This window comes from Bacillus sp. MMSF_3328 (assembly GCF_030733525.1).
In the GTDB taxonomy this organism is placed as follows: Bacteria; Bacillota; Bacilli; order Bacillales; family Cytobacillaceae; genus Bacillus_AB; species Bacillus_AB infantis.
On sequence record NZ_JASHIV010000005.1, the window covers coordinates 130,279 to 155,502 of the forward strand.

At 46.7% G+C, this 25,224-nt stretch carries 25 protein-coding genes; all 25 read right to left on the reverse strand.

Features of this window, described 5'->3' with window-relative positions; all coding sequences use genetic code 11:
* Positions 1 to 52: 52 nt before the first annotated feature.
* Positions 53 to 439 (reverse strand): TIGR02530 family flagellar biosynthesis protein, encoded by a 387-nt coding sequence (locus RBB45_RS11330; protein WP_009795896.1) that lies wholly within the window; start codon positions 437 to 439, stop codon positions 53 to 55.
* A 16-nt stretch (positions 440 to 455) separates the two neighbouring features.
* Entirely contained in the window at positions 456 to 1,091 is a 636-nt protein-coding gene (flgD, locus tag RBB45_RS11335) for a flagellar hook assembly protein FlgD (RefSeq protein ID WP_224950223.1), read from the reverse strand.
* An 8-nt stretch (positions 1,092 to 1,099) separates the two neighbouring features.
* Entirely contained in the window at positions 1,100 to 2,362 is a 1,263-nt protein-coding gene (locus RBB45_RS11340) for a flagellar hook-length control protein FliK (RefSeq protein WP_224950221.1), read from the reverse strand.
* A 30-nt stretch (positions 2,363 to 2,392) separates the two neighbouring features.
* Entirely contained in the window at positions 2,393 to 2,998 is a 606-nt protein-coding gene (locus tag RBB45_RS11345; RefSeq protein ID WP_224950219.1) for a MotE family protein, read from the reverse strand.
* The gene (fliJ, locus tag RBB45_RS11350) at positions 2,995 to 3,450 is read right to left on the reverse strand and encodes a flagellar export protein FliJ (RefSeq protein ID WP_009795900.1); all 456 of its coding nucleotides are present in this window, start codon (positions 3,448 to 3,450) and stop codon (positions 2,995 to 2,997) included. The genes RBB45_RS11345 and fliJ overlap by 4 nt, the downstream gene beginning before the upstream one ends.
* A gap of 3 nt (positions 3,451 to 3,453) precedes the next feature.
* Positions 3,454 to 4,770 (reverse strand): flagellar protein export ATPase FliI, encoded by a 1,317-nt coding sequence (fliI, locus tag RBB45_RS11355; protein ID WP_148950254.1) that lies wholly within the window; start codon positions 4,768 to 4,770, stop codon positions 3,454 to 3,456.
* Positions 4,767 to 5,537, reverse strand: coding sequence for a flagellar assembly protein FliH (gene fliH / locus RBB45_RS11360; RefSeq protein WP_009795902.1), 771 nt, complete (start codon positions 5,535 to 5,537; stop codon positions 4,767 to 4,769). Before fliH ends, fliI begins: the two co-directional genes overlap by 4 nt.
* On the reverse strand, positions 5,521 to 6,537 hold the full coding sequence (gene fliG / locus RBB45_RS11365; RefSeq protein WP_009795903.1) for a flagellar motor switch protein FliG: 1,017 nt from the start codon (positions 6,535 to 6,537) through the stop codon (positions 5,521 to 5,523). The genes fliH and fliG overlap by 17 nt, the downstream gene beginning before the upstream one ends.
* Before the next feature lie 12 nt (positions 6,538 to 6,549).
* Complete coding sequence (fliF, locus tag RBB45_RS11370) at positions 6,550 to 8,136, reverse strand: flagellar basal-body MS-ring/collar protein FliF (protein ID WP_129611780.1); 1,587 nt, start codon at positions 8,134 to 8,136, stop codon at positions 6,550 to 6,552.
* A 77-nt stretch (positions 8,137 to 8,213) separates the two neighbouring features.
* The gene (fliE, locus tag RBB45_RS11375) at positions 8,214 to 8,486 is read right to left on the reverse strand and encodes a flagellar hook-basal body complex protein FliE (protein ID WP_473829076.1); all 273 of its coding nucleotides are present in this window, start codon (positions 8,484 to 8,486) and stop codon (positions 8,214 to 8,216) included.
* Positions 8,487 to 8,535: 49 nt separating this feature from the next.
* Positions 8,536 to 8,985, reverse strand: a complete 450-nt coding sequence (flgC, locus tag RBB45_RS11380; protein ID WP_009795906.1) for a flagellar basal body rod protein FlgC — start codon at positions 8,983 to 8,985, stop codon at positions 8,536 to 8,538.
* Positions 8,986 to 8,987: 2 nt separating this feature from the next.
* The gene (flgB, locus tag RBB45_RS11385; protein ID WP_022543712.1) at positions 8,988 to 9,386 is read right to left on the reverse strand and encodes a flagellar basal body rod protein FlgB; all 399 of its coding nucleotides are present in this window, start codon (positions 9,384 to 9,386) and stop codon (positions 8,988 to 8,990) included.
* 483 nt (positions 9,387 to 9,869) lie between these two features.
* Positions 9,870 to 10,649 carry a GTP-sensing pleiotropic transcriptional regulator CodY gene (codY, locus tag RBB45_RS11390; RefSeq protein ID WP_009795909.1) on the reverse strand — a complete coding sequence of 260 codons (780 nt, stop codon included), beginning with the start codon at positions 10,647 to 10,649 and terminating at the stop codon, positions 9,870 to 9,872.
* A 116-nt stretch (positions 10,650 to 10,765) separates the two neighbouring features.
* The gene (gene hslU, locus RBB45_RS11395; protein WP_224950217.1) at positions 10,766 to 12,169 is read right to left on the reverse strand and encodes an ATP-dependent protease ATPase subunit HslU; all 1,404 of its coding nucleotides are present in this window, start codon (positions 12,167 to 12,169) and stop codon (positions 10,766 to 10,768) included.
* Between the two features lie 111 nt (positions 12,170 to 12,280).
* Positions 12,281 to 12,823 carry an ATP-dependent protease subunit HslV gene (gene hslV, locus RBB45_RS11400; RefSeq protein WP_009795911.1) on the reverse strand — a complete coding sequence of 181 codons (543 nt, stop codon included), beginning with the start codon at positions 12,821 to 12,823 and terminating at the stop codon, positions 12,281 to 12,283.
* 22 nt (positions 12,824 to 12,845) lie between these two features.
* Positions 12,846 to 13,748, reverse strand: coding sequence for a tyrosine recombinase XerC (xerC, locus tag RBB45_RS11405; RefSeq protein ID WP_101547486.1), 903 nt, complete (start codon positions 13,746 to 13,748; stop codon positions 12,846 to 12,848).
* Positions 13,749 to 13,810: 62 nt separating this feature from the next.
* Positions 13,811 to 15,118 (reverse strand): FADH(2)-oxidizing methylenetetrahydrofolate--tRNA-(uracil(54)-C(5))-methyltransferase TrmFO, encoded by a 1,308-nt coding sequence (trmFO, locus tag RBB45_RS11410; protein WP_009795913.1) that lies wholly within the window; start codon positions 15,116 to 15,118, stop codon positions 13,811 to 13,813.
* Positions 15,119 to 15,349: 231 nt separating this feature from the next.
* Positions 15,350 to 17,425, reverse strand: coding sequence for a type I DNA topoisomerase (topA, locus tag RBB45_RS11415; protein ID WP_009795914.1), 2,076 nt, complete (start codon positions 17,423 to 17,425; stop codon positions 15,350 to 15,352).
* 457 nt (positions 17,426 to 17,882) lie between these two features.
* The gene (gene dprA / locus RBB45_RS11420) at positions 17,883 to 18,728 is read right to left on the reverse strand and encodes a DNA-processing protein DprA (protein WP_224950215.1); all 846 of its coding nucleotides are present in this window, start codon (positions 18,726 to 18,728) and stop codon (positions 17,883 to 17,885) included.
* 96 nt (positions 18,729 to 18,824) lie between these two features.
* Complete coding sequence (gene sucD, locus RBB45_RS11425; protein WP_009795917.1) at positions 18,825 to 19,727, reverse strand: succinate--CoA ligase subunit alpha; 903 nt, start codon at positions 19,725 to 19,727, stop codon at positions 18,825 to 18,827.
* A gap of 16 nt (positions 19,728 to 19,743) precedes the next feature.
* Entirely contained in the window at positions 19,744 to 20,904 is a 1,161-nt protein-coding gene (sucC, locus tag RBB45_RS11430) for an ADP-forming succinate--CoA ligase subunit beta (protein WP_009795918.1), read from the reverse strand.
* 326 nt (positions 20,905 to 21,230) lie between these two features.
* The gene (locus RBB45_RS11435; RefSeq protein WP_101547484.1) at positions 21,231 to 21,530 is read right to left on the reverse strand and encodes an EscU/YscU/HrcU family type III secretion system export apparatus switch protein; all 300 of its coding nucleotides are present in this window, start codon (positions 21,528 to 21,530) and stop codon (positions 21,231 to 21,233) included.
* Positions 21,527 to 23,404, reverse strand: a complete 1,878-nt coding sequence (locus tag RBB45_RS11440; protein ID WP_306009594.1) for a hypothetical protein — start codon at positions 23,402 to 23,404, stop codon at positions 21,527 to 21,529. Before RBB45_RS11440 ends, RBB45_RS11435 begins: the two co-directional genes overlap by 4 nt.
* 12 nt (positions 23,405 to 23,416) lie before the next feature.
* Positions 23,417 to 24,184, reverse strand: coding sequence for a ribonuclease HII (locus RBB45_RS11445; protein WP_101547482.1), 768 nt, complete (start codon positions 24,182 to 24,184; stop codon positions 23,417 to 23,419).
* Positions 24,185 to 24,346: 162 nt separating this feature from the next.
* A complete protein-coding gene (gene ylqF / locus RBB45_RS11450; RefSeq protein ID WP_224950209.1) occupies positions 24,347 to 25,219 on the reverse strand; it encodes a ribosome biogenesis GTPase YlqF in 873 nt (290 codons plus the stop codon).
* Between the last annotated feature and the right edge of the window lie 5 nt (positions 25,220 to 25,224).

The following is a 25,224-nucleotide window of genomic DNA, read 5'->3' on the forward strand; positions in this document are numbered from 1 at the left end:
TTCAGTCAGTCGGCAGACGTGGCTTCCTCAATGAGGTCCGGCCCATTTAGTGTTAATCCATCAGTATCGTTCCGTCAATATTCGTAAAAATCTGGCTGTTTGCTTCCTTCCGTTCCATCGCCGTGATCACCGTGTTATTCCGGACGCTTACTATTAATGCGGCTTCCGGCAGCAGGACAAGTGACTCTGCGATTCCCATTCCCTTTGCTTCTGCCACCTTTGTTTCAACCTGATCCCAGCGGTCAGCAGTGATATGTATATCCCTCTGCTGCAGCCTTTCACTGGCATGCCTGCTGATATTCAGCTTTGCCGGAATATTAATGGCATTCTGCAGATGATCTGAAAAAGAAGCAAGATGTGTATTTCTGTGTGCCTGCGGCTTTCTTGGAACTGCCGGATTTAATTGCGATTGAATTGGAAGATACACTTGCTTGCCCATCCAATCACTTCCTATCCTATTCGATTTCGGTAATTTGCGATGAATTCACAGCTGTACCATTGCCCAGCTGGAAGAGCGTAGTTCCGCCTTTAAGGCTGACAGATTTAACAAAATCCTTTTGCTCAGCCCCATTTTCCCCAAGAAAGGTTATCATTCTTCCAATCAGCATGCTCGCCTGCATGAGGCTGTTATCCTGGGATCCTCCCTTGACTTCGGAAATATTGGCTGGTCCCAGCTCTGTCCCATCTTCCAGGATAAAAACAGCATTGCCATTCTTGAACTGGATGGAGGCAACTCTTCCTGCTCCTTCCTCGATCGAAGGCTGTGCATTCGGATCCTCTGATTCTGCGACTTTATGCCATTTGATTTCCTTGCCGGCAAATTCACTATAGGCAATCAAAGAATCCTGTTCCTGCATTTGGACGAGCTTTTGTATGCTTGTGTTCATGTTTGTCATCTGCTCCAGAGATGAGAATGTTGCCATCTGGGCAATAAAATCTTTATCCTGCAAGGGGTTTGAAGGATCCTGGTTTTGCAGCTGAACCATCAATATCTTTAAGAAATCATCTTTGCCCAAAATATCTGACCCGGTTTTCCGTTCTTCCTTTTTATAGCTTGAAAGCATCAAAGACGAATCAATTGTATTTGCCATGCTACCACCTATGCTTCTGTATTTAATAGAATTTCTTCAAAAGATTCACCGGCCGATTCTTCATCTCTTCCAGCCTGCTGTTTTTGCCTGTCAGGCTGATTTTGCCCCTGCTGCTGCTGCTGGGCATCACGCTGCGGCATTCTCTCCTGCTGGCTCAGCTGCTGTGAAATTTCAATCCGTTCTACCTGGATATTTTGAGAGTGGAGTGCCTGTTTAAGTCCATTCACCTGGGAATCAAGCATTTCCTTAGCTGCACCTGTTGATGTCAGAATCCTGGCTGTAAGCTGGGAATCCTTTTGGATCAATTCGATCCTCAGCGATCCCAAATTTTCGGGATTGAGCCGTAAAAACATCCGCTGCACCCCGCCTGTTTTTGTGAGCTGGCTTTTTGCCAGGATAGATTCAAATTGTTCGATAAGCTGCTCAGTTGAGACCATCTTCCCCTGGTTAGACTGCATCAGTGTCAGATGCTCAACTTTTGTCATCTGCGGCATCAGAGTGAACGAAGATGCACCAGCATCCAGCCTGGAAATGGTTTTTCCGCCGTCTGGCAATTGATATTTGCCTTCATTGCTTTTTTGCCGGCCCAGGTTTAAATCATTTGAAAGCTGGGTATAAGTTTTCTGCAAATAGTGGAGCTTTTCTTTGCTTGCCGCTGACATGATAAAAGCGTCAAGTTTTTCAAGCAATTGCCTTGCTCCTTTGGCGAGCGGCTGTTCTCCAGCAAAGTCGGCATTTTTTTGAAGAAGGTCGTATAACTTTACAATTTTGGCTGCATCGATAAGTTCTTTTGAAAGTAAACCGGCGACTTTATTTTCTGGAAGAGCGGTCAATTGAGCAAGTATGTGCATGATGTTTTCCAAGTATGGCAACTGTTCAATATTTATATGTTCATCTGCCTGTTTCCCTGTTAAATCTGACAAGTACTTGTTTAGGTCAGTTACTATGGAAGATATCCTTTCGTCAGACAATCCAAGATAGCTCTGAATCTGTTCAAGCAGACCGGTATCTTCACCGCTCAAAAGCTGGTCGAGCAGCTGATGTCCGCCCTCCAGATCAAGCAGGGAATCAGCAGACATGAATTCAGCCAGTGACATGAGAGCCTCCTGATCTACTTCAGGAGTTTTCCCGCTTGGGTCCTGCTGAATTTCTCCCTGGCCTGCCAAAAGCATTGACATCATAGCCGTGAATCCCTGGCCCGCCTCAGTTTTTCCCGCATTTGCAGCGGCCGGACCTGCACTAACGATTGCCCCCAAACCTGTTAGCTGCATTCTTTTCACCCCCTTTCATATCACGCTGAGTCATTCTGAAGCTGACCGGCTGCTTTCATTTGTCAAAAGCTCTGTGAACTTTGCAGCATCTTCCGGCAGCATTTTTTCCATGATGCCTGCCAGCGTGTCAGGCTTTACATTCGAGAGGATCTGAAGAGCCTCATCATCATTCATCTGTGCAAGGATGGGCGCAGCATTTTTGGCTGACATCGTTTCATAGGTTTTTACAATATCCTTGAACGCACGCTTGTTTTCCTCTTGTATAGCCAGGAGTTCGTCTATCTGATTCTGCAGCTGCTGTTTTTCCAGCTCATTTTCCTCAATCTCGCTGTCTTTCGATTCCAGCTGGGACTCCAGCCGCTCAATCTGTGCTTCCCTGTCTTCAATAGCTGCTCCAAGCTCGACGATCCTCTGATCAGCTTCTTTATCAGCAGCTGACTGTTCCTTATCGATCATCTCCGAGATAACAGGGATTTTGCTGCCCAGTTCCCTGCCTGCTTCAAAGAGGTTGGTCCCATTGACAGTTAATACAATCAATGTAACTGCAATCGCAAAAAGGAGAGGAATCACAACCAATATAAAAAACATTTGAAACTTGCTGTATTTTTTTTCTGTCTCTTCTGCCGTTTTATTCATTGGCCCACCTGGCTTCCCCGATTGGCATACAGCTGAATCGAGATATCATCCATTTGCCTGTTTTCTTCCAGCTTCATAGATTCCGCAAAACGGACAATATCTTTCTCTTTCATCTTTTCGTATTTTTTTACTTCTATATTTTTTTCCGTTAATTTATCCTGATAATAATTCATCTGATTTCTCGCATTGAATACAACCTGCTGGTAGTGTTCGATCGTTTTTTCAAGGCTGTGGATAAAATGCTGATAATGCCTGATTTCCTGGACCGGCAATCCGCTGGCAAGCTTGGAGAACTGGAACTCCTCCAGATCTTCCTTCTTCTTAAGGAGCTCATAAAGCTTTCCTGCCGCTTCTTCAAACCTTCGGACAGATTGGTTATAGCTGTCCAGGGCTTCGTCCTTTTCCCTTTCCCGTATCGACATTACCTTTTCAAATCTGTATTGATATTGCATGAATTATTCACCTGTTTCCATTAAACGGAGCAGGTGCTGTATGCTGTCCTGCATCGTTACTTTTTCTTCTGTTCCCTGTTTTAAAAATGAGATGATTTCCGGATAGAGGCGGACAGCCTGGTCAATCTCCCTTGATGTCCCTTTTTTATATGCTCCAATATTGATAAGATCTTCGGAGTTTATATAAGTGCTCAGCCTTTCGCGCAGCAATTCTGCGCTTTTTTTATGCTCATGCGGTACGATATTGTTCATCACCCTGCTGACGCTTTTTAATACATTGATAGCCGGGTACTGCCCTTTATTGGCCAGGGCCCGGTCAAGGACGAAGTGCCCATCAAGTATTCCCCTGACAGTATCAGCTATCGGCTCATTCATATCGTCGCCGTCCACCAGCACTGTGTAAAAAGCTGTAATCGATCCCTTATGGTTCGTCCCTGTACGTTCAAGCAGCTTTGGCAGCACCGCGAATACAGACGGTGTATAGCCTTTCGTGGTCGGCGGCTCCCCTATCGCAAGGCCTACTTCCCTTTGCGCCATGGCAACCCTTGTCACCGAGTCCATCATCAATACAACATTCAAGCCTTTATCACGAAAATATTCAGCGATTGCGGTGGCTGTATATGCACCCTTTATCCTCATCAGTGCAGGCTGGTCAGAAGTGGCGGCAATGACGATCGACCTCTTGAGGCCCTCTTCGCCAAGATCATTCTCGATGAATTCCCTGACTTCCCTGCCTCGCTCTCCGATGAGTGCTATCACATTCAGGTCAGCCTTTGTATTTCTGGCGACCATTCCCAGCAGCGTACTCTTTCCGACGCCGCTGCCTGCAAATATGCCAACCCGCTGGCCGTAGCCGACTGTCAGGAGACTGTCGATCGCCCTTACCCCGACCTCCACCGGTGAGGAAATCGGCGGGCGGTTCATCGGGTTTGGGGGGTCCTGCTCAGTCGGTACAGAAGCCAGCCCCTTGGGCAATGCTTTTCCGTCAAGCGGGTGCCCGAGCGCATCTATTACCTCGCCAATAAGGGACGTTCCGATTTTGATTTCCAGAGGCTTTAAAGTGGCTTCCACCAGGCTCCCCGGGGCTATCTCACTGATAGCTGTATATGGCATCAAAATGACATTTTCCTCTTTAAAGCCTACAACCTCAGCCATGATCTTCCGCTTTTTCCCTGAACCCACATGGATGATGCATACATCTCCGATGGAGCTTTCAGGACCCTGTGACTCAATCATCAGGCCCACTACTTTTTTCACTTTACCGTAGCGTTTGTACGTATCAATCTGCCCTATCTCACTAATCAGATCTGCAGCCTTCAATTATTTTCACTCTCCAGCAGTTCAATCAGCTTCCTTTTCATTTCTTCAAGCTGGCTGTCAACACCGGCATTTATCCTTCCGCCGGGAGACTCAATGACGCAACTGCACTCTTCCAGCTCTTCGTCAGGATAGATATAAAGATTAGTTTCCCTTGGATAGATGGCCAGCAGCTCATCCTTATGCTCAAGCAGGAAACTGTAGCGGCCGGGATGGACATGGAGCTGGACCTCCCGGTATTCCCGCGATTCCTTGAGGGCTCTTTTGACAACCGGCAGGAATCTGCTGCTGTCTTCTTCAAGCACACTGCTGAGAATTCTTTCAGCCACTTTGATGCCAATATCAAGGATCGTCCCTTCCGAAGACTCAATCGTATTCTGGTAGTCAGCTTTGGATGATTCAACAATTTCTTTTGCAAACCCTATCGTTTCACTGAACTCCATAAGGCCCGATTGCCTTCCTTCTGCCAGGCCTTCCTGGAATCCGTCATGCCTCGCTGACTCTCTTGCCTCTTCTTTCTCCTGCTCGAATCGGACCCGCTCCTGTTCTATATGCTCCAGGAGCTGCCGGGCTTCTTCATTCGCCTGCTGAATGATGGACTCTGCTTCTCTGCGGGCCTCATCTATAAGAAGCTGCTGATTAAATGGCGCTTCTTCCTGCAGCTCGGCGGCTGGCAAATCCTGATTCAGCAGCTTAATGGATATGACTTTTTTCTGCTGCTCTGAAGGCTGGGCCCAATGCGACTTGATAAGCCTAGACAATAATATCATCCCCTCCGCCGCGCGCTACGACGATTTCCCCGGCTTCTTCAAGGCGGCGGATAATGGCTACGATCCTTGACTGGGCTTCTTCTACATCCCTCAGCCTGACAGGGCCCATATATTCCATTTCCTCCTTGAAGGTTTCAACCATCCGGGTAGACATGTTTTTGAAGACAATGTCTTTGACATCATCACTGGAGACCTTCAATGAAAGCATCAGGTCTTCGCTTTCACAGTCCCTGATCACCCGCTGGATTGCACGGCTGTCAAGGGTGACAATATCCTCGAACACAAACATCCTCTTCTTGATTTCCTCTGCGAGTTCAGGATCCTGGATCTCAAGGGCGTCCAGGATTGTCCGTTCTGTTGTTCTGTCGACTCCGTTAAGAACATCGACAACCGCTTCAATACCGCCAGTTTGCGTATAATCCTGAGTGACTGTTGCAGAAAGCTTCCGTTCGAGAATCTGCTCAACTTCATTGATGATCTCAGGCGATGTACTGTCCATAACCGCTATTCTTCTGGCAATATCCGCCTGCATCTCCTGCGGCAGCTCAGACAATATCTGCCCTGCCTGAGGAGGATCCAGATAGGAAAGAATCAGCGATATTGTCTGGGGATGCTCATTTTGGATGAAATTAAGTATTTGCGCCGGATCTGCCTTCCTGGCAAAATCAAATGGCCGTACCTGAAGGGATGAAGTCAGCCTGTTAATGATCAGGGCTGCCTGCTCCTCTCCTAACGCTTTTTCCAGGACCGTTTTTGCGTAGCCGATGCCTCCCTGGGAGATATAATCCTGCGCGAGGGCAATATTATGGAATTCTTCAAGAATTTCCTCCTTGGAATGGGACTCGACCTTTCTGACCCCTGAGATCTCAAGCGTCAGCTTTTCTACTTCTTCTTCACTTAAATGCTTGTACACCGAAGCGGCAACATCAGGTCCAAGTGAGATCAGCAGTATGGCTGCTTTTTGCTTGCCCGTTAATTCTTTCAATTCTTTTTTTGCCAATTAAAAACCCTCCTAGTCTTCTGCAATCCATGACCGCAGAAGCTTCGCAAAGTCCTCCGGTTTTTCTTTTGCCATCTTTTCAAGCTGCTTCCTTCTCAGGCTGCTTTCTGTTTCCTGTTCTTCGTTCACATCTTTGATGGTGACAGGTTCAACCTGTTCTTCCAGTTCTGCCTGCTCTTCCTGGCTCTTTCTCCTCGCCCTGATAAACAGGAACACCAGCAGAAGGATGATCGCAACCAGAACACCGCCAATGGCGTATACCCACCAAGGAATAACAGCAGCACTTTCTTCAGGGAATTCGGTTTTGCCCTGGAACTGCTGAACAGATACAACCACTTTGTCAGCAATATCTTCATCTGTAAGATCTGCACCGGCAGCTTTCTTATCGATTGTGGTCCTGACAATGGTGCTGAGAATCTGAGTAATATCATCGACCCGCTCCTGCGGAAGGGAAGTCGGATCGTCAGCTGTCGGCGGTTCTACCATTACCTGAATGCCGAGATCTCTTACCTTATAAGGGCTTTCTACAATTTCTTTCCGGATTTTATTGACTTCATTATTGATCGTTTCTTCTATCCGCTCGTAATCGCCATTTGAGCCTTCAGCTGCTCCAGGATAATTAGTAATCTCGTTATCACCGGTGCCTGCAATACCGCCCGCTTCTTCCGCGCTTCCAGTAAAGGTTTCAGTGATTTTCTTGGCGCTGATCGCAATGCCTTCCATATTTTCTTCATCTACAGGCGTAACCAGGTTTTCTTCCCTGTTTTCCTGGGTAAAGTCTATATCAGCAGAAACGGAAACCACTACTTTTTCCGGGCCCATCAGCGTACTGAGCATGCTTTGGACCTGGCGCTGGACATCTCTCTCGATCTGTTTTTTTACATCGAGCTGGGCCGTGATTGTTTTGCCTGAAGTATCATTGCTGTTTTCCAAATCAAAATACTCAAAGAATTGGTTTGTTACGACGATATTATCTGTAGGCAGATTAGGAACACTTTTTGAAATCAGATGATACAGGGATTTGATCTGCTCCGTTTCGAACTGATACCCCGGCTTTGTGTTCAAAACGATGCTCGCAGATGCTTCTTCTGTCTGGTCATTTATAAAAATTCCCTTTTCAGGAAGATTGATCATGACTTTGGCATCATTGACACCTTCTATCCCTTTTATCAGATTGGACAGCTCTGTCTGCATAGCATCCAGCTTCAGAACGTTAAATTCATTTTCAGTCATTCCTATTCCGGCATTCTGGCTGAAAAACGAATAATCAATGCTGCCTGATTTCGGGATGCCTTCAGCGGCAAGCTCTACCTTCAAAGTATCCACTACTTCCTCCGGGACCATGATGGTTGAGCCTCCATCGGCTATTTCGGAAGCAATTCCTCTTCCGTCCAGGCTTTCCTTTATTGCCCCTGTTTCAGAAGGTGACAGATTGCTGTATAAAGGAACCATCGTTGTCCTCCCTGCCAGGAGTACGGCAGCCGAAGCAATCAATATGAGCAAAATAAGAGAGCCAGCCATTAGCCCCTTCTGCTTCTTAGTCCGGCTCTGCCAAAATTCTTTTAATGGGTTGAAAAATTTTTGAAGCTTTTCTTTCATCACAATCCCCCGGTTATCCTGTCTAGCAAGCCGCAGCTAATAACCGCTAAACATCATAATCTTAAATCAGCAATCTATTAAACCTGCATTCTCATGGTTTCCTGATATGCCTCTATCACTTTATTCCTGACTTCAAGCGCTGCCTGCATGGTAATGCTGGCTTTTTGTGACGCAATCATCACTTCGTGGAGGCCGATATCTTCGCCCCGGGCAAGCTTTTCTGTCATAACATCAGATTGCAGCTGGGAGCTGTTTACATTATCAATCGATTGCTTAAGCATGGAAGCAAAGCTTTTATGTCCTTCTGCCGCGCTTCCGGCAGCCGTTCCTGTGATCTTTGCCGGCTGCATGATGCTTGAAACAGGCGAAAAAGAAATATTATTCATCATAGAGTCTCCTTTACTTTCCTATCTCCAAGGCTTTCATCATCATGCTTTTAGAAGCATTGAAGACTGTGACGTTTGCCTCGTAAGAACGTGTTGCGCTTATCAGGTCTACCATTTCCCTGAGGGGATCCACATTCGGCATCTGTACGTATCCTGCTTCATTTGCATCAGGATGACTCGGGTCATAAACAAGCTTGAACGGTGTCTGATCTTCCCTGATTTCCGATACACGCACGCCGCTGCCTGCACTTCCTGCATTCATAGCTGTATTCAGGAATGAAGAAAAGTTTTTTTCCTGCGGCTGCATCACAACTTCTTTCCTTGTATAAGGCTGCCACTCGCCATTGACAAGCTTGCCCCTTGTTGAATCAACGTTTGCCATATTTGACGAAATGACATCCATCCTCAGCCTTTGCGCTGTCAGGGCAGAGGATGTTGTGTTCATGCTATGAAACATGCTCATGATTATCTTCCACCTCTTATCACATTCTGAAGACTGGTGAATTTCCCGCTGATCCTTTCAACCAGGGCATTATAGTAGATTTGGTTCTCTGCCAGCTCTGACATTTCTTTATCCATATCCACATTATTGCCATTATGATTAAAGTCCGTATTTTTATTGATAATGACTCCGGACTGCCCGCTGCCCTCAGCAGCAAAGCTGTAATGGCGGACATCCGTCCGTTTCGCCTCTATCCCGCCTATGGCCATTTCTGACTGAAGAACAGATTTAAAGCTTACATCCTTTGCTTTATAATTCGGGGTGTCTGCATTCGCAATATTCTGCGCTACAACCTTCTGTTTCAAGGACGCTTGATTTAAAGAATTTTCAAGTGTCGATATCGTATTAGAAAAAATATTCAATTTCAGCACCTGCCAGTATAAAGTAGAAAAAATGTTAATTCTTGTTGAAATTTGATGATTATAGGCGAATTTTCAATCTTAATCACTATTGTAATGAATTTGAAATAATATGTCTATGAAGTTAAAGTTAAATTTAATAATTCATAAGTCCTATTTTGATGTTTCATTCTTTGGAACGAACAAAATCCTTTTTTATGCAGAAAGCTTTGTCGCTTCATGCTTTCTTTCCTTACTGAATGCGGGTTTATTAATAAAATTCAAGCTGCGAATCAATTAGTTCCTTTTTCCTATATCCATTATTGACATCTTTCTCATGTTAGCAAAAATACGACTTTTATCATTATTAAGATATAATATTATTTCTATGATTTACCAAGCTTTTACGACGAATTATGTAAAATCCCTGTAATGTCCGTAATAATTCATCATTTAAAACCAAAATAAAAAAACCTGTTTCTTCAGAAACAGGTTTTTTGTGATATATCAGCTTGTTTTCAGTTTTTCCAGTTCGACGAGGAACTTATCGTTCAGGACTTTAATATATGTTCCCTTCATGCCGAGTGAACGCGATTCAATGACTCCTGCGCTCTCCAGCTTTCTCAATGCGTTTACGATGACAGAACGCGTAATTCCGACTCTGTCGGCAATTTTTGAAGCAACAAGCAGGCCTTCTTTGCCGTTAAGCTCTTCAAAGATATGCTCGATCGCTTCCAGCTCGCTGTATGAAAGGGAGCTGATAGCCATTTGTACAACAGCCTTGCTGCGTGCCTCTTCCTCGATCTCCTCCGCTTTTTCACGCAGGATTTCCATACCGACAACTGTTGCACCGTATTCGCCAAGAATCAGATCATCGTCATGGAACTGCTCCTGAAGCCTTGCGAGGATCAGCGTACCTAGGCGCTCTCCGCCCCCGATGATTGGTACGATCGTTGTCAGTCCGTTCTTAAACAGCTCCTTGTTTTCAACAGGGAAAGCAGTATAATCGCTTTCTACATCAAGATTTGAAGACGTCTCCTGGATATTGAACAGGCTCTTGGTGTATTCTTCAGGGAATTGACGGTCTTCAAGCATTTTTTTCATGCGCTCATTTTCGATCTGCTGGTTTACTGCAAAGCCAAGCAGCTTTCCGCGGCGGCTTACCACAAAGATATTCGCTTCGATCACTTCACTAAGCGTCTCGGCCATTTCTTTGAAGTTTACCGGTTTTCCGGCAGCTTTCTGCAGCATTGCATTAATTTTTCTTGTTTTCGTTAATAAATCCATTGTTCTTCCTCCTATTGGCTGTGACACACTGCTTATTAAATGATATTACCTGTGTTCATCCCTTAGTGGCATTGGTACGTATGTGTTTGTTGTACCCTAACACCTTTTTGTTAAAACTATAAGATAAACTGGCTCAGGTCTTTATTGCGGGAGATGGCACCAAGTTTCTCCTCAACATACTGAGGGGTGATGGTCACCTTGCCCATTGAAATTTCCGGTGCTTCGAAAGACAGATCCTCAAGCAGTTTCTCAAGGATTGTATGAAGTCTTCTTGCGCCGATATTGTCTGTATTCTGATTAACCTCGTATGCCACTTCAGCGATTCTACGAATAGCATCGTCAGAAAATTCAATTTGTATACCTTCTGTTTCCAATAATGCAGTATATTGTTTTGTCAGTGCATTATCAGGTTCAACCAAAATTTTATAAAAATCTTCGACTGTCAGCTTTGTCAGCTCTACCCTGATCGGGAATCTCCCCTGAAGTTCCGGTATCAAGTCAGACGGCTTGGCGATATGGAATGCCCCTGCTGCCATGAAAAGGACATGATCTGTTTTGACAGAGCCGTATTTCGTAACGACCGTTGAGCCTTCAACAATAGGAAGGATATCACGCTGTACGCCTTCCCTTGATACATCGGCATTTGATCCTCCGCTTGATTTGCTGGCGATCTTATCAATTTCGTCAATGAAAATGATGCCGCTCTGCTCTGCCCTGAAGACAGCTTCCTGGGTCACTTCATCCATATCGATCAGCTTTTGTGCTTCTTCATTCGAAAGGACTTTGCGCGCTTCCCGGACAGTCAGCTTGCGCTTCTTCCTTTTCTTTGGCATAAGTCCGCTCAGCGCATCCTGCATATTCATGCCCATCTGCTCCATTCCGGAGCCTTGAAGCATATCAAACATGGACGGCTGCTGCTCTTCGACCTCGACGGTGATCAATTCATTTTCAAGCTCGCCCATAGCAAGCTTTTCCCTGGCGATCTTCCGTTTTTCTGTAAGGCTGTAATCCTCCGCTGGTTCATTTTCCTGATCCTGGCCGCCTCCGCCGCCAAACAGCATTTCCAGCGGATTTTTGTAGGAAGCTGCTTTTTTGCCTGAAGGGACGAGCATATCTACAATGCGGCGGTTCGCATTCTCTTCTGCCCTTTCTTTCACGCTTTGCATTTTTTCTTCCTTTACAAGGCGGACCGATGTCTCCACCAGATCACGCACCATTGACTCTACATCACGGCCAACATATCCGACTTCTGTAAATTTCGTGGCTTCGACCTTTACAAATGGAGCGCCGACAAGCTTAGCCATCCTGCGGGCAATTTCCGTCTTCCCTACACCGGTTGGTCCGATCATCAGGATATTCTTCGGGCTGATTTCATCGCGGATAGCTTCCTCGAGCAGGCCGCGGCGGTAGCGGTTCCTTAAAGCAACTGCCACTGCTTTCTTTGCATCTTTCTGTCCAATGATATATTGGTCAAGCCGTTCAACAATTTGTCTGGGTGTTAAATTTGTACTTAAGCTCATATTCAGCACTCCTTTGTATTAGCCGGCCAAGACGATCAAGCCTGTGGCGTCAGCCTCAAATTTCAGGCGCCTGCCCCGCAAACGGAATATCCGCTGCAGGGGAGCAGCCTTCTACAGCTCTTCCACTATTATATTTTCGTTCGTATATACACAGATTTCAGCTGCCACCTCAAGCGAAGACCTGGCGATTTCCTTTGCTGTCAGGTGTTCCCCTGCATATTTTTTCAGGGACCTTCCAGCAGCCAGCGCATAGTTGCCGCCTGAACCGATTGCCAATATCCCGTCATCAGGTTCAATCACTTCCCCGGTCCCGGAAATGAGAAGAAGATCTGATTCGTTCATGACAATAAGCATGGCTTCGAGCTTTCTCAGGACCTTATCGCTTCTCCACTCTTTCGCAAGCTCAACGGCCGCCCTTTGCAGGTTTCCATTATACTCCTCAAGCCTGCTTTCAAACAATTCGAACAGGGTGAATGCATCCGCCACCGATCCTGCGAAGCCTGCAATCACTTTTCCGTTGAACAATTTCCTGACTTTTCTTGCTGTATGCTTCATGACGACAGCATTTCCGAATGTGACCTGGCCATCCCCTGCCATGGCGCACTTCCCGTTATGCTGTACGGCAAAAATAGTTGTAGCATGAAATTGAGACATTGATTATTCCTCCTTTTGGAGCTTATGCCCGCGGGTGGGTGTTCAAATAGGTCTTGCGCAAATATTCATTTGTAACATGTGTATATACCTGGGTGGATGAAAGGAAGGCATGCCCCAGGAGCTCCTGTACAGTCCTCATATCAGCACCATTTGATAAAAGATGCGTAGCAAAGGAGTGCCGAAGCATATGCGGGTGAATAGTGCCTTCCAAAGAAGATTTCTGGATCATTTTATTTAATATTTCCCGGATGCCCCGCGGTGTCAGGGGGCCGCCCCGGAAATTGACAAATAGTCTGTCATGGCTTTCCCTGCCTGTTAACAGTTCTTTTCTGCCTTCAGTTATGTATAGCTCCAAAGCATCCTGTGCGAAGCTTCCGAAAGGGATATACCTGTCCTTCTGCCCTTTCCCATGCACCAGCACAGTCGATAAAGCCATATCGATGTCCTTCAGGCTGATCTGGCTGCATTCACTGACCCGCATGCCTGTGGCATACAGAAGTTCAAGAAGAGCCTTATTCCTTTTTCCAAGGGGGCTATCTGTTTCACAGCTTTCAAAAAGGCAGTTCAGTTCTTCTTCATAAAAAAATTCAGGCAGCCTTTTTTCCAGTTTCGGGAGCGAAACGGCAGAAAAAGGGTTGTCATTTGCCAGTTTCTCTCTTGCCAGAAACTTATAAAAGCTTCTGAGGCTGGATATTTTGCGGGCTGCCGATTTCCTGGAAAGCTTTTGCTCGTATAACTTGGTCAAATAAAGCCTGACATCAAAATATTCAACATCATTAACTGATTGAATGGCTTGTTCAGACATGAACAAGAAAAACTCTTTAATATCATGCTGGTAGTGTTCAATAGTATATTGTGAATAATTTCTTTCTATTTGTAAATATTCAATAAATGATTGTAACGAATCGTTCACATTTGGGCTCAAAATGATTCACCTCACAAGAGCTACTAAATAGTATCACAATTTAGTAGCCCATGCAATAAAATTTACATATTTTTCACAAAGTTCTGAATTGTTTCCAACGCTCTGTTAGCATGCTGTTCATTGCGCTCCTGTTTGCCTTTGATCTTAACCGGCAGTTCAGGGAACAGTCCGAAATTGGCATTCATCGGCTGGAAGTTTTTAGAGTTTGTTGTCGTGATATATCTTGCCATGCTGCCGATGGCCGTTTCATGAGGGAATTCCAGAAGTTCTTTGCCCTCTGCCAGCCTGGCTGCGTTGATGCCTGCGATCAGGCCGCTAGCTGCCGATTCCACATATCCTTCCACACCTGTCATCTGCCCGGCAAAGAACAGGCCGTCACGGTTTCTGAATTGATAGGTTGCCTCGAGCACTTTCGGCGAGTTGATGAAAGTATTGCGGTGCATGACGCCATAGCGTACAATCTCTGCTTCTTCCAATCCCGGAATCAGCCTCAGTACTTCCTTTTGCGGGCCCCATTTCAGATGCGTTTGAAAACCTACTATATTATAAAGAGTTCCTGCCGCATCATCCTGCCTCAGCTGGACAACTGCATACGGGCGCTTGCCTGTCCGCGGGTCTTCCAGGCCTACCGGCTTCATCGGCCCAAACAGCATGGTTTTCTTTCCCCTGTTTGCCATCACCTCGATCGGCATGCATCCTTCAAAGAAAATCTCTTTTTCGAATTCTTTCAATGGGACCGTCTCGGCACTGATCAGGGCGTTATAGAATGTTTCAAATTCTTCTTCTGTCATCGGACAGTTGATATATGCTGCTTCCCCTTTATCATATCTTGATTTAAGGTAAGCCTTTTCCATGTTGATGCTGTCTTTTTCAATGATAGGCGCTGCTGCATCATAAAAATATAAATGATCCTCGCCTGTCAGCTCCTTCAGCTGCTTGGACAGTGACTCACTCGTTAGGGGACCGGTTGCAATGACAGTGATCCCCTCTGGAATTTCAGTCACTTCTTCATTCATCACGGTTACATTCGGATGGTTCCTGACCTGCTCTGTTACCTTTCCGGCGAATTCATGCCGGTCTACTGCCAGTGCTCCTCCTGCCGGTACGGCACATGCATCAGCCGAATTGATGATAACAGAGTCAAGCATCCTCATTTCCTCTTTCAGTACGCCAACCGCGTTTGTCAGGTTGTTGGCCCGGAGAGAATTGCTGCAGACCAGCTCGGCAAATTTATCTGTATGATGGGCCGGGGTCTGTTTTACAGGCCTCATTTCATACAGATTTACCTTTATTCCTCTTTTCGCGATCTGCCAGGCTGCTTCACTTCCGGCAAGCCCCGCCCCGATAACATTGATTGCTGCTTCTTTCATTTTACGAACCTCCAGGTATACTTATGAATAGTTAAACTGGTTTATTGATCCAGCCGGACTTCTTATCTCTTTTAAAGGGCCTGTCCAATCTTTAATTTTGTTCCCAAAATGGACGGCATTCATTCATATCCAATCTGCATTGTACAATACGTATGAAAAATAAAAAAGTTTCAAGCATTGCACTGCCATATTTTCCCGCGAAACAGAAAAGAGTGAGCATAAAGCCCACCCTTAGCCTTGCTTTTCTTCTTTATAGTCACATTCAATGCATTGAACCTGGACGCCCTTTTTAAGCTTTTTCTCAACCAGGACATTATCGCATTTCGGACACTGTCTGGCAAGCGGTTTATCCCATGAGATGAATTCGCATTCCGGGAACCGGTCGCAGCCGTAGAAGATGCGGCGTTTTTTACTTTTTCTTTCTATTATATTCCCCTCTTTGCAGTTCGGGCATTTCACACCGATTTCTTTCACAATCGCTTTTGTGTTCCTGCATTCAGGGAAATTCGAGCAGGCCATAAACTTGCCGTAGCGCCCCATTTTATAAACCATTTCATGTCCGCATTTTTCACAATCTTCTCCTGCGGGCTCATCCTTTATTTCTACTTCCTGCATTTCTTTTTCGGCTTTGTCCAGATGCTTCTCGAAATCTTTGTAGAATTCTTCGATGATATTCTTCCAATTTTCTTTGCCGTCTTCTACATCATCAAGATCCTGCTCCATCTTGGCCGTAAACTCGACATCCAATATTTCCGGGAAAAATTCGAGAATCAGTTCCAGGACTATTTCTCCAAGTTCTGTAGGGATGAAGCGCTTATTATCAAGCGCTACATAGCCGCGTTTCTGAATTGTATCCAGTGTCGGGGCAAAGGTTGACGGCCTTCCGATCCCGAGCTCTTCCAGTGTCTTTACCAGCCTTGCCTCTGTATAGCGTGGCGGCGGCTGGGTGAAATGCTGCTTCGGCTCAATGTCCTTTTTCAGGACCTCATCGCCTTCCTTCAGGTCGGGGAGCATATTATCTTTTTCTTCAGCCTGATCGTCGCTGCCTTCGACATAAACCTTCATAAAGCCGGGGAACTTCACTTTTGAGCCGGTGGCCCGGAAGACAACTTCCCCGTTCTTCAGATCCACACTCATTGTATCCATAATTGCGGATGCCATCTGGCTTGCCACAAAACGTTCCCATATCAGTTTATACAGACGGAGCTGGTCTCTTGATAAAAACTCTTTAAGACTTGCCGGCTCCCGCAGGGTGCTTGTCGGCCTGATGGCTTCGTGCGCATCCTGTGCATTGGATTTCTTGGTTTCTTTCTTTTTCTCCCCAGGGAGATAGTCCTTGCCATAAGACTCTGTGATATAGCCTGCCGCCTCGGTCTGTGCGATTTCAGAGATCCGGGTCGAGTCTGTTCTCATATAGGTGATGAGACCGACCGTCCCTTCTGAACCAAGATCAATTCCCTCATACAGCTGCTGGGCAAGCATCATTGTTTTCTTAGCCCTGAAGTTTAATTTCCTGGCTGCCTCCTGCTGAAGGGAAGATGTTGTGAAGGGAGCAGCTGGATTCCGTTTCCGTTCCTTCTTCGAGACGGAAGCAACAGTGAACTTGTTCCCCTTCATCATTCCGAGGATCTCTTTTACATCCTGTTCTGATTTTAAGTCCGTCTTCTGTCCCTGCGCACTGTAGAAGGACGCTTCGAACACGGACTTTCCTTTCAGGAATTCACCATCAATTGACCAGTATTCTTCAGGGATAAATTCCTTGATTTCCTTTTCCCGGTCGATGATCAGCCGGACTGCCACTGACTGCACCCTTCCGGCGCTCAATCCTTTTTTTACTTTCTTCCATAATAAAGGGCTTATATTATAGCCGACGAGCCTGTCCAGGATCCTGCGCGCCTGCTGGGCATCCACAAGATCCATATTAATCGGCCGCGGAGTTTTAAATGATTCTTTGATGGCATCCTTTGTGATTTCATTGAAAACCACACGGCAGTCAGAATGGACATCCATGTCCAGGCTGTGCGCCAAATGCCAGGCAATGGCTTCCCCTTCGCGATCGGGGTCAGCTGCGAGATAGATTTTCTTGGCTTTCTTTGCAGCTGTTTTAAGTTCTTTCAACACAGGGCCCTTGCCGCGTATCGTGATGTATTTTGGTTCAAAGCGGTTTTCCACATCAACGCCCATCTGGCTTTTAGGGAGATCTCTTATATGCCCCATCGATGCTCTTACTTTATATTTTTTTCCCAAGTATCTTTCAATCGTCTTCGCCTTGGCAGGCGACTCAACGATCACTAAATAATCTGCCATTAAACATCCTCCTTAAGAGGGATAAGATTGGCCGCCTGCTGTCATTTGCGGGCGGGCGGCGCTGATTTTATTTTATTTTTTGTTTGATAGTCTGCAGAAGCACGGCAGCTGCAGAATCCATTTTTAAATATTTTTCATCCTGCAATCCGGCAGGGGGTGAAATATTCCATTATTATTGTCCATGCTGCTATGGGTTGTCAAATCTCTGATAGCATCATGTATGGATGGCAAAACATGGCCGGCTCGACAAGCAAACGGTTACAGCCTGTTTTGCAGCCTTTACATTGCGTCTGTTGCACAATGTATAACAGATTTTAAATAATTTCAACCTTTTTGACATAAATTTTCTAATTTCAGACTATTTTCAGCAAAAATGCACTGTGATGAATTATACAATTCAAATGCATACTTTTATGCCTTTTTTAAGAAAATCTTTGTTCTGCCTAACGGGATTTCCTTAAAAATTAAGTTCTTCAAGTATCTCACTGGCATCTGCAATCAGCTTTGCGCCCTGCTGGATCAATTCATTCGTGCCTGCGGAAGCCGGGCTGAATATGCTGCCTGGCAGGGCAAACACATCCCTGCCTTCATTGACCGCATAATTTGCCGTAATCAGCGATCCGCTCTTGCTTTTTGCTTCTATTATAAAGGTCCCCTGGGAAAGCCCGCTGATGATTCTGTTCCTCATTGGGAACTGCCATCTGTCAGGCCGTGCATCAGGCGGATATTCAGAAATGACAAGATGATTTTCCATCATTCTTCTTGCCAGCCGTTCATTGGATTTTGGGTAAATATGATTAAGGCCTCCAGCAATGACACCGATCGTCCGGCCGCCGAGCGAAATGGCTGTTTCATGCGCCTCGGCATCCACTCCGGCTGCAAGGCCGCTTACGATGGTCACTCCCTTTCCCACCAAGCCCGGAAATACTTTTTTTATTGCGCTCCTGCCGTATCCTGTTATCTGCCTGGAGCCTACAACCGCAAGCTTGGGATCCAGATGCAAAAAGCTGATGTCTCCTTTTGCGTATAGCACCCAGGGAGGCTGATAAATTTCCTTAAGAAGCGGTGGATATTCAGGGTCAAAGATTGTAATGCAGTGAATGCCGTTTTTCTCGTATTGTCTGATTTTCTCTATCGTTGTCTCCAGGCTGCTGTTAGTCGGGAAAAAGAGTTTACGATCGGGTTCAGAGAAAGCTGCTGACAGGGAGGTTTTCATGTGGGGATCTTTCTTTAGGAAATGATAAATGCTGCTCCAGGAGCTTTTGTGATGGAGGGAGATAAATTTCAGCTTGAATTCGTCCATTTGCGGACCTCCTGATAGGATTTTTTAGAGAGGGAGTTAAAAGAAGGAGAAATAGTCCCCTTGAGGCAAGGGGACCGGAAAGTCTGATTTATAGGTTTAGTGCGTTTTGCATTCGTCGAAAAGGCCTTTTTCTTTCAGGACCTTAATCAAAGTTTCACCCATTACGGATGGAGTATCAGCAACCTGGATTCCGCATTCATTCATCACACGGATTTTTTCGTCAGCAGTACCTTTACCGCCTGAGATGATGGCGCCGGCATGGCCCATGCGCTTCCCTGGAGGTGCAGTACGGCCGCCGATAAAGCCGACAACAGGCTTTGTCATGTTAGCTTTTACCCACTCTGCTGCTTCTTCTTCAGCCGTTCCGCCGATTTCACCGATCATGATGACCGCTTTGGTTTCCGGATCTTCATTGAAAGCTTTTAATACATCGATGAAGTTTGTTCCGTTGACAGGGTCTCCGCCGATTCCAACTGCAGTGGACTGGCCGATTCCAGCCTGTGTGAGCTGGTGGACAGCTTCATACGTCAATGTACCGGAGCGGGACACTACGCCGACATGCCCTTTTGTATGGATATATCCTGGCATGATCCCGATTTTGCACTCATCAGGCGTGATGACGCCAGGGCAGTTAGGACCTACCAGGCGGGTCTTCTTGCCTTCCATATAACGTTTCACTTTAACCATATCAAGAACAGGGATATGCTCTGTAATACAGATGGCCAGGTCAAGCTCTGCATCTACCGCCTCAAGGATGGCATCTGCAGCAAAAGCAGCAGGAACATAAATGACAGAAGCGGTTGCGCCTGTTTCTTTGACAGCTTCCTGAACTGTATTGAATACAGGTACTCCTTCCACTTCCATGCCGCCCTTGCCTGGAGTTGTGCCCCCGACGATTTGTGTGCCGTATTCCAGCATCTGCTTTGTATGGAAAAGGGCAGTTGAACCTGTTATCCCTTGAACTATTACTTTTGTATCTTTATTAATGAATACACTCACGTCAAATTCCCCTTTCTTAACCTACTAGTGAAACGATTTTTTCTGCCCCGTCACTCATGGAATCCGCTGCGATAATATCAATATCGGATTCTGCGAGAATCTTTTTGCCAAGGTCTACGTTCGTGCCTTCAAGGCGTACAACAAGCGGCACTTTCAGGCCAACCTGCTTTGCAGCCTCTACAACGCCTTCTGCAATGACGTCGCATTTCATGATTCCGCCAAAGATATTGACAAAGATTCCTTTTACATTCGGATCAGAAAGGATAATTTTGAATGCTTCCGTTACTTTCTCTGCTGTTGCACCGCCCCCAACATCAAGGAAGTTGGCAGGGTCGCCGCCGTAATGCTTGACAATATCCATTGTCGCCATTGCCAGGCCGGCACCGTTGACCATGCATCCGATGTTTCCGTCAAGGGAGATGTAGCTTAGGTCATATTTTGAAGCTTCGATTTCTTTTGGATCTTCTTCTTCCAAATCACGGTACTCAAGAATATCTTTTTGGCGGTACAGGGCATTTGAATCAAAATTAAGCTTTGCATCAAGTGCCATTACCTTGCCGTCGCCAGTGACAACAAGCGGATTGATTTCTGCAATAGAGCAGTCCTTCTCAATATAGGCATTATAAAGCGCGAGCATGAACTTTGCTGCCTGGTTGACAAGCTTGCCCGGGATATTGATATTGAAAGCGATGCGGCGCGCCTGGAAAGCTGTCAGGCCAATGACCGGATCGATTTCTTCCTTGAAAATCTTTTCTGGTGTTTTTTCAGCAACTTCTTCGATTTCTGTGCCGCCTTCTTCAGACGCCATCAGCACGACACGGGAAGTTGCACGGTCAAGCACAAGGCCGACATAATATTCTTTCTGGATATCACAGCCTTCTTCAATCAGGAGGCGCTTCACTTCTTTCCCTTCAGGGCCTGTCTGGTGCGTGACCAGTGTTTTCCCCAGGATTTCAGATGCATATGTACGTACTTCATCGAGGTTTTTCGCAACCTTGACGCCGCCCGCTTTTCCGCGTCCGCCGGCATGGATCTGCGCTTTAACTACAACTACCTCTGTGCCAAGTTCTTTAGCTGCTTCTACTGCTTCTTCAACTGTAAAAGCGACCTTTCCATTCGGAACCGTTACCCCGTATTTTCTGAGGACTTCTTTTCCCTGGTACTCATGAATATTCATTTCCCATCCTCCTATCAAACTCTTCAAAAAATAGACTGCGCTTTCATTTTATAAAATGAGCACACCCTTGTCTACAATTATGATTAAAATATTATATTTCTTTAAAAATTTTAAAATTTAAATCTATAAAAAACCCTGTAAAGTAAAGCGTTTTCATTTTTTATTTTCAAAAATTGTTTTTTCAGCATAGAAATATATTTAAGAAAGGATGATCAGTTACCGTTCGGGAGCAGGTCCTGGCCGCGGCTTTCCAAGTGAGAAAATATGACTTTGGAAAGCGCTCTTTCCTCAAAAGAGCTCTGCTGCCGAATACGAATAAGGACAGGCTATAATCCCTGTCCCCTGCTGTGCTCTCCTGCCCGGCGGTCGGCTTTATAAACAAAGGCGAAAATTTCTGCCACTGCCTGATACAGCTCCTCCGGGATATTTTCATCTATGTTCAGCTTTCCGAGCAATTCAACCAGTGACGCGTCTTCCTGAATGGGAATATTATGCTCTTTCGCTTTTTCGAGGATATTCTCGGCTGTCAGTCCCTTTCCTTTGGCCTTAACCTTAGGTGCTTCATGTCCGTCCCTATAGGATAGGGCGACGGCTTCCTTCCTGATCTTCGGTTCCTGCTGTTTCATATTTTTATATCAACTCCGCTGTATTTCCCTGAGTCGGACAATGGCCGGTACGCCATCCCTTTTGTTTGCGGCTGGAAACCGCTGCCTTTCTCGAAGACAATGGAAGAAAGCCTGTAATCCAGCCCTTCCAGCCCTTTTTTCAATCCGTCTGTAAAAGGGGCCGCCCATTCCCTGATGCGTCTGTCCCCGTTAAAGACCTTGATCTGCACGATTCTGTTCTGGACCTGGACATCGACTATCGTTTCCTTTAAATGGTCCAAGTCCAGGTAGAAGATGACGCGGCAATAGGCAGGATCGATTCTCCCATCGGCCAGCTTCCTTCCGCTCCATTGCATGGTCATTTCCGCTGTCCTGTTCCACAGCGGGACAGGCAGCTGGAATATATACTGCTGCAGCGGTCCTGTTTCTTGAGCCAATAGCTGGTGTCCCGTCAATTTATTCAGCAATTGCTCCGCAGCCTCTTTGTGCTGAATGGGAGGACCTTCCTTCAGAAACTGCAATAGCATCATTTTAAGTGATTCATTCTTCAAGCCGCTGTCATCCCCGCCCGAGAGGAAGCTGAGCACTGCATGATCGTGGGAATAGCCCAGGCTTTTCAGTATGTGCGTTAGCCTGGACTGCAGCAGCCCGTCCCCGGCTGCGGCAGCCGCGGCTGATTTTGCCGAGATTTCGCCAAGCAGTACCTGCCTGGCGTCCATGCTTTTTTCTCCCTGCCCTTCTGGATCGCTTTCACTTAATAGCTTGATGCTTTCGGACACCTTTTCAAACTCAGGCATTTGCGGATGCAAAATCCGCAGAAGCTGAATGGCTTCTGCCGGCTTCATATCTCTGCCGGCAAGCGCTGAAAAAAGCTGGCCCTTCCATGCTTCTGCAGTTCGTTCCGGCTGCAGGGCAGCCGAAGCTGGGCGGCCTGCAGGATCGATATCTGCATCCGAATTCGACATAGAGGCGTTCTGTGCAGTTTTTGCCCCCTCCATCCCTTCTCCTGACTCGTTAGAGGATCTATGCATATTCCCCTGCAATCTGCCGGCAAAAGCCTTTAAGAGGTCTTCCAGGGATCCTGCAGGCCTCCCAGCCTGTCCACTGGAAACAAGAATCCGCTGAAGAAGGTCGGCCTCCTTCAGCCCTTTTGGCAGGGCGCCGGCTGCTTCCAGCAGGTGCCTGGCCCCTTCGGCACGCTTCCCGTCCTGGCTTCCCAGCCATTCTTTCACTAAGAACGAGAGTGATTCTTCCCCCTGCTTCATCTTTAATGAAGCCCCAAGATCTGCCGCCATATGAAGAAGCGCTTTCCCCGAAGTGCCCACACCAGACTGATCCAGCAGGTCCACAAGCTCTGTGAGAAGGGCTTGGATGGGCTTTCCTCCCTGTGCAGCCATCAAAGAATCCAAAACCCTGCCTGAAACCGGCAGCTGCCTTACCAGGGCCTGCTTGATTGCTTCAAGCTGATTCTGTGAAGGCCGGCTGCCGCCGAGCCATTCTGCAATCGCGGACAAGCCCTCTTTTGTAATCGGCAGCTGCTCTTTTACCAAAAAAGAAACCATATCAATATTCGTCTTGGCGGCTGCAAGTGCCAGCTTATTAAGCAATACTTCTTCGGCGTTCATTCCCTTTTGTGCTTCAGCACCAGGAAGAAGCCTCAGCCGCGGGGCCCCATCTCCCGGCAGGACCTGCAGCCAGTACCGCTCATTTACCGACAATGCTGTTTCAAGCTGCGCTATCACCTTCTGCCCTCCAATCAAGACCTCTGCGGTCTGATTGGGATGAAGCTTAATGACCTTTGCGCTTACGATTTGCCCGGGGTTCAAGGCAAGCGGCTTAGGACCGCCGCTGTTTCTGTTCTGCAGTATTGAACCGACAATATTCAGCGGATCCATTCCTCTTCACCTCTAATACATGCCCTTGATCGGGGCAAAGCTTTTTCGATGTTCATTGATGATCCCGTGCTTTTCAATTGCCTCAAGATGCTGCCGGGTGCCGTAGCCCATATTCCGGCCGAAGCCGTAGTGAGGATACTGCTCGTCAAGTTCCCTCATATACCGGTCCCTCGTTACCTTGGCTATCACAGAGGCAGCAGCAATCGTCACACTTTTGCTGTCGCCTTTTATGACTGCCTCTGCCTGATAGGGAACATCCAGATCAACCGCATCTGTCAGTAAATAATCCGGCGTACTGCCCATATCTGCCAAGGCCAGGAGCATTGCTTTCTTTGAAGCTTGAAGGATATTAATCCGGTCGATTTCCCCTGCGCTGATGCGGCCGATTCCGACAGCAGAGGCGCCGGACATGATTTCTTTGTAAAACTCGTCCCTTTTTGCTTCAGACAGCTTCTTGGAGTCATCAAGGCCAGGAAGATAAAATCCCTCCGGCAGTATGACTGCTGCTGCGATGACAGGGCCGGCCAGCGGCCCCCTGCCGGCTTCATCCGTGCCTGCAATCATTGTCCAGCCGCTTTTCTTCAGCCTCCGCTCAAATACAGTCATTTCCTGGTACCGGCCGTAAAGCCTGGCCTCCTCGGCCCTTTGCCTGTCCCATCTCGCAAGCAGCTGCTGCACCCCTTTGCGTCCATCAGATTTGAGCTCCCCAAAAAATGGGTCGTTGTCGTCTTTCAGATCCTTCAGCTTCACGCTGATTTCACTGATTGTAAGCTGTTTCATTCCATCCACCCTTATGCCATTATGTAGAAGGAAGGGCCAGTCATCCTGCCGGGCCCTTCCGGATATATATCAAAAAATAAAGGCCCCATGCAGAGGCCTTTATTTATTGCTGCTATTTTATTTTACCATTTTAAAACGGTATTGCGGACAAAAAAAGCCGATTTACTCTGCAGGTTCGCCTGCTGCAAAATCTGACGGATGTTCAAATGATAAAGGGCCAAGCTTTTCTGTCCGGATTTCCCGGATGATCAGCTCTGCGACTTTATCATAATCGACTTCGCCCCCGCCCATTAAGCAGCCTCTCAGCCTTCCGATTTTATCGAAGGCTTCTACTGCTTCCTCAGGGAATTCTTCAAGGCTGTATCTTTCCAGCAGCCTTCCAGGATAGTGTTTTTCAAGAAACTTCAGTGCATAAATGGCGATGTCATGAAGATTTAAAATGGTATCCTTTATCGCTCCGGAAAGAGCCAGCTTGAGGCCCACTTCCTGGTCTTCAAATTTCGGCCATAAAATCCCCGGTGTATCCAGGAGTTCCATTTCCTTGCCGGCCTTTATCCACTGCTGTGCTTTCGTCACCCCGGGCATATTGCCTGTTTTGGCAATATTTTTCTTTGCAAGGCGGTTGATGAGCGTTGACTTGCCGACATTCGGGATTCCTACGATCATTCCCCTGATCGCCCTTGGCTTTACACCTTTGGCTCTCATACGGTCAAACTTTTCCTTCAATATTTCCTGTGCTGCAGAGGAGATATCCTTCATGCCGAACCCTGCCTGTGAATTAATGGCAAGCGCTTTGATCCCTCTATCGCTAAAATAGCGGATCCAGGCCTTTGTGGCTTCTTTATCAGCCATATCGGCCTTATTGAGCAGCACAAGCCTCGGTTTATGCTGGATGATCTCGTCGATCATTGGATTTCTTGAAGACTGCGGCAGGCGCGCGTCGACAAGTTCAAAAATAATATCAACAAGCTTCAGCTTTTCTGTGACCTGCCTGCGGGCTTTTGCCATATGCCCTGGAAACCATTGTATTGTCAAGGCTG

Bases quoted from the DNA above. Each gene is read 5' to 3' on its own strand.
- RBB45_RS11330 (WP_009795896.1), bottom strand. From the start codon at position 439: ATGGGCAAGCAAGTGTATCTTCCAATTCAATCGCAATTAAATCCGGCA.
- flgD (WP_224950223.1), bottom strand. From the start codon at position 1,091: ATGGCAAATACAATTGATTCGTCTTTGATGCTTTCAAGCTATAAAAAG.
- RBB45_RS11340 (WP_224950221.1), bottom strand. From the start codon at position 2,362: ATGCAGCTAACAGGTTTGGGGGCAATCGTTAGTGCAGGTCCGGCCGCT.
- RBB45_RS11345 (WP_224950219.1), bottom strand. From the start codon at position 2,998: ATGAATAAAACGGCAGAAGAGACAGAAAAAAAATACAGCAAGTTTCAA.
- fliJ (WP_009795900.1), bottom strand. From the start codon at position 3,450: ATGCAATATCAATACAGATTTGAAAAGGTAATGTCGATACGGGAAAGG.
- fliH (WP_009795902.1), bottom strand. From the start codon at position 5,537: ATGATATTATTGTCTAGGCTTATCAAGTCGCATTGGGCCCAGCCTTCA.
- fliF (WP_129611780.1), bottom strand. From the start codon at position 8,136: ATGAAAGAAAAGCTTCAAAAATTTTTCAACCCATTAAAAGAATTTTGG.
- fliE (WP_473829076.1), bottom strand. From the start codon at position 8,486: ATGCAGCCGGCAAAGATCACAGGAACGGCTGCCGGAAGCGCGGCAGAA.
- flgC (WP_009795906.1), bottom strand. From the start codon at position 8,985: ATGAGCATGTTTCATAGCATGAACACAACATCCTCTGCCCTGACAGCG.
- codY (WP_009795909.1), bottom strand. From the start codon at position 10,649: ATGGATTTATTAACGAAAACAAGAAAAATTAATGCAATGCTGCAGAAA.
- hslU (WP_224950217.1), bottom strand. From the start codon at position 12,169: ATGAGCTTAAGTACAAATTTAACACCCAGACAAATTGTTGAACGGCTT.
- hslV (WP_009795911.1), bottom strand. From the start codon at position 12,823: ATGTCTCAATTTCATGCTACAACTATTTTTGCCGTACAGCATAACGGG.
- trmFO (WP_009795913.1), bottom strand. From the start codon at position 15,118: ATGAAAGAAGCAGCAATCAATGTTATCGGGGCGGGGCTTGCCGGAAGT.
- topA (WP_009795914.1), bottom strand. From the start codon at position 17,425: ATGGCAGATTATTTAGTGATCGTTGAGTCGCCTGCCAAGGCGAAGACG.
- dprA (WP_224950215.1), bottom strand. From the start codon at position 18,728: ATGGACGAATTCAAGCTGAAATTTATCTCCCTCCATCACAAAAGCTCC.
- sucC (WP_009795918.1), bottom strand. From the start codon at position 20,904: ATGAATATTCATGAGTACCAGGGAAAAGAAGTCCTCAGAAAATACGGG.
- RBB45_RS11435 (WP_101547484.1), bottom strand. From the start codon at position 21,530: ATGAAACAGCAGGAACCGAAGATCAGGAAGGAAGCCGTCGCCCTATCC.
- RBB45_RS11440 (WP_306009594.1), bottom strand. From the start codon at position 23,404: ATGGATCCGCTGAATATTGTCGGTTCAATACTGCAGAACAGAAACAGC.
- RBB45_RS11445 (WP_101547482.1), bottom strand. From the start codon at position 24,184: ATGAAACAGCTTACAATCAGTGAAATCAGCGTGAAGCTGAAGGATCTG.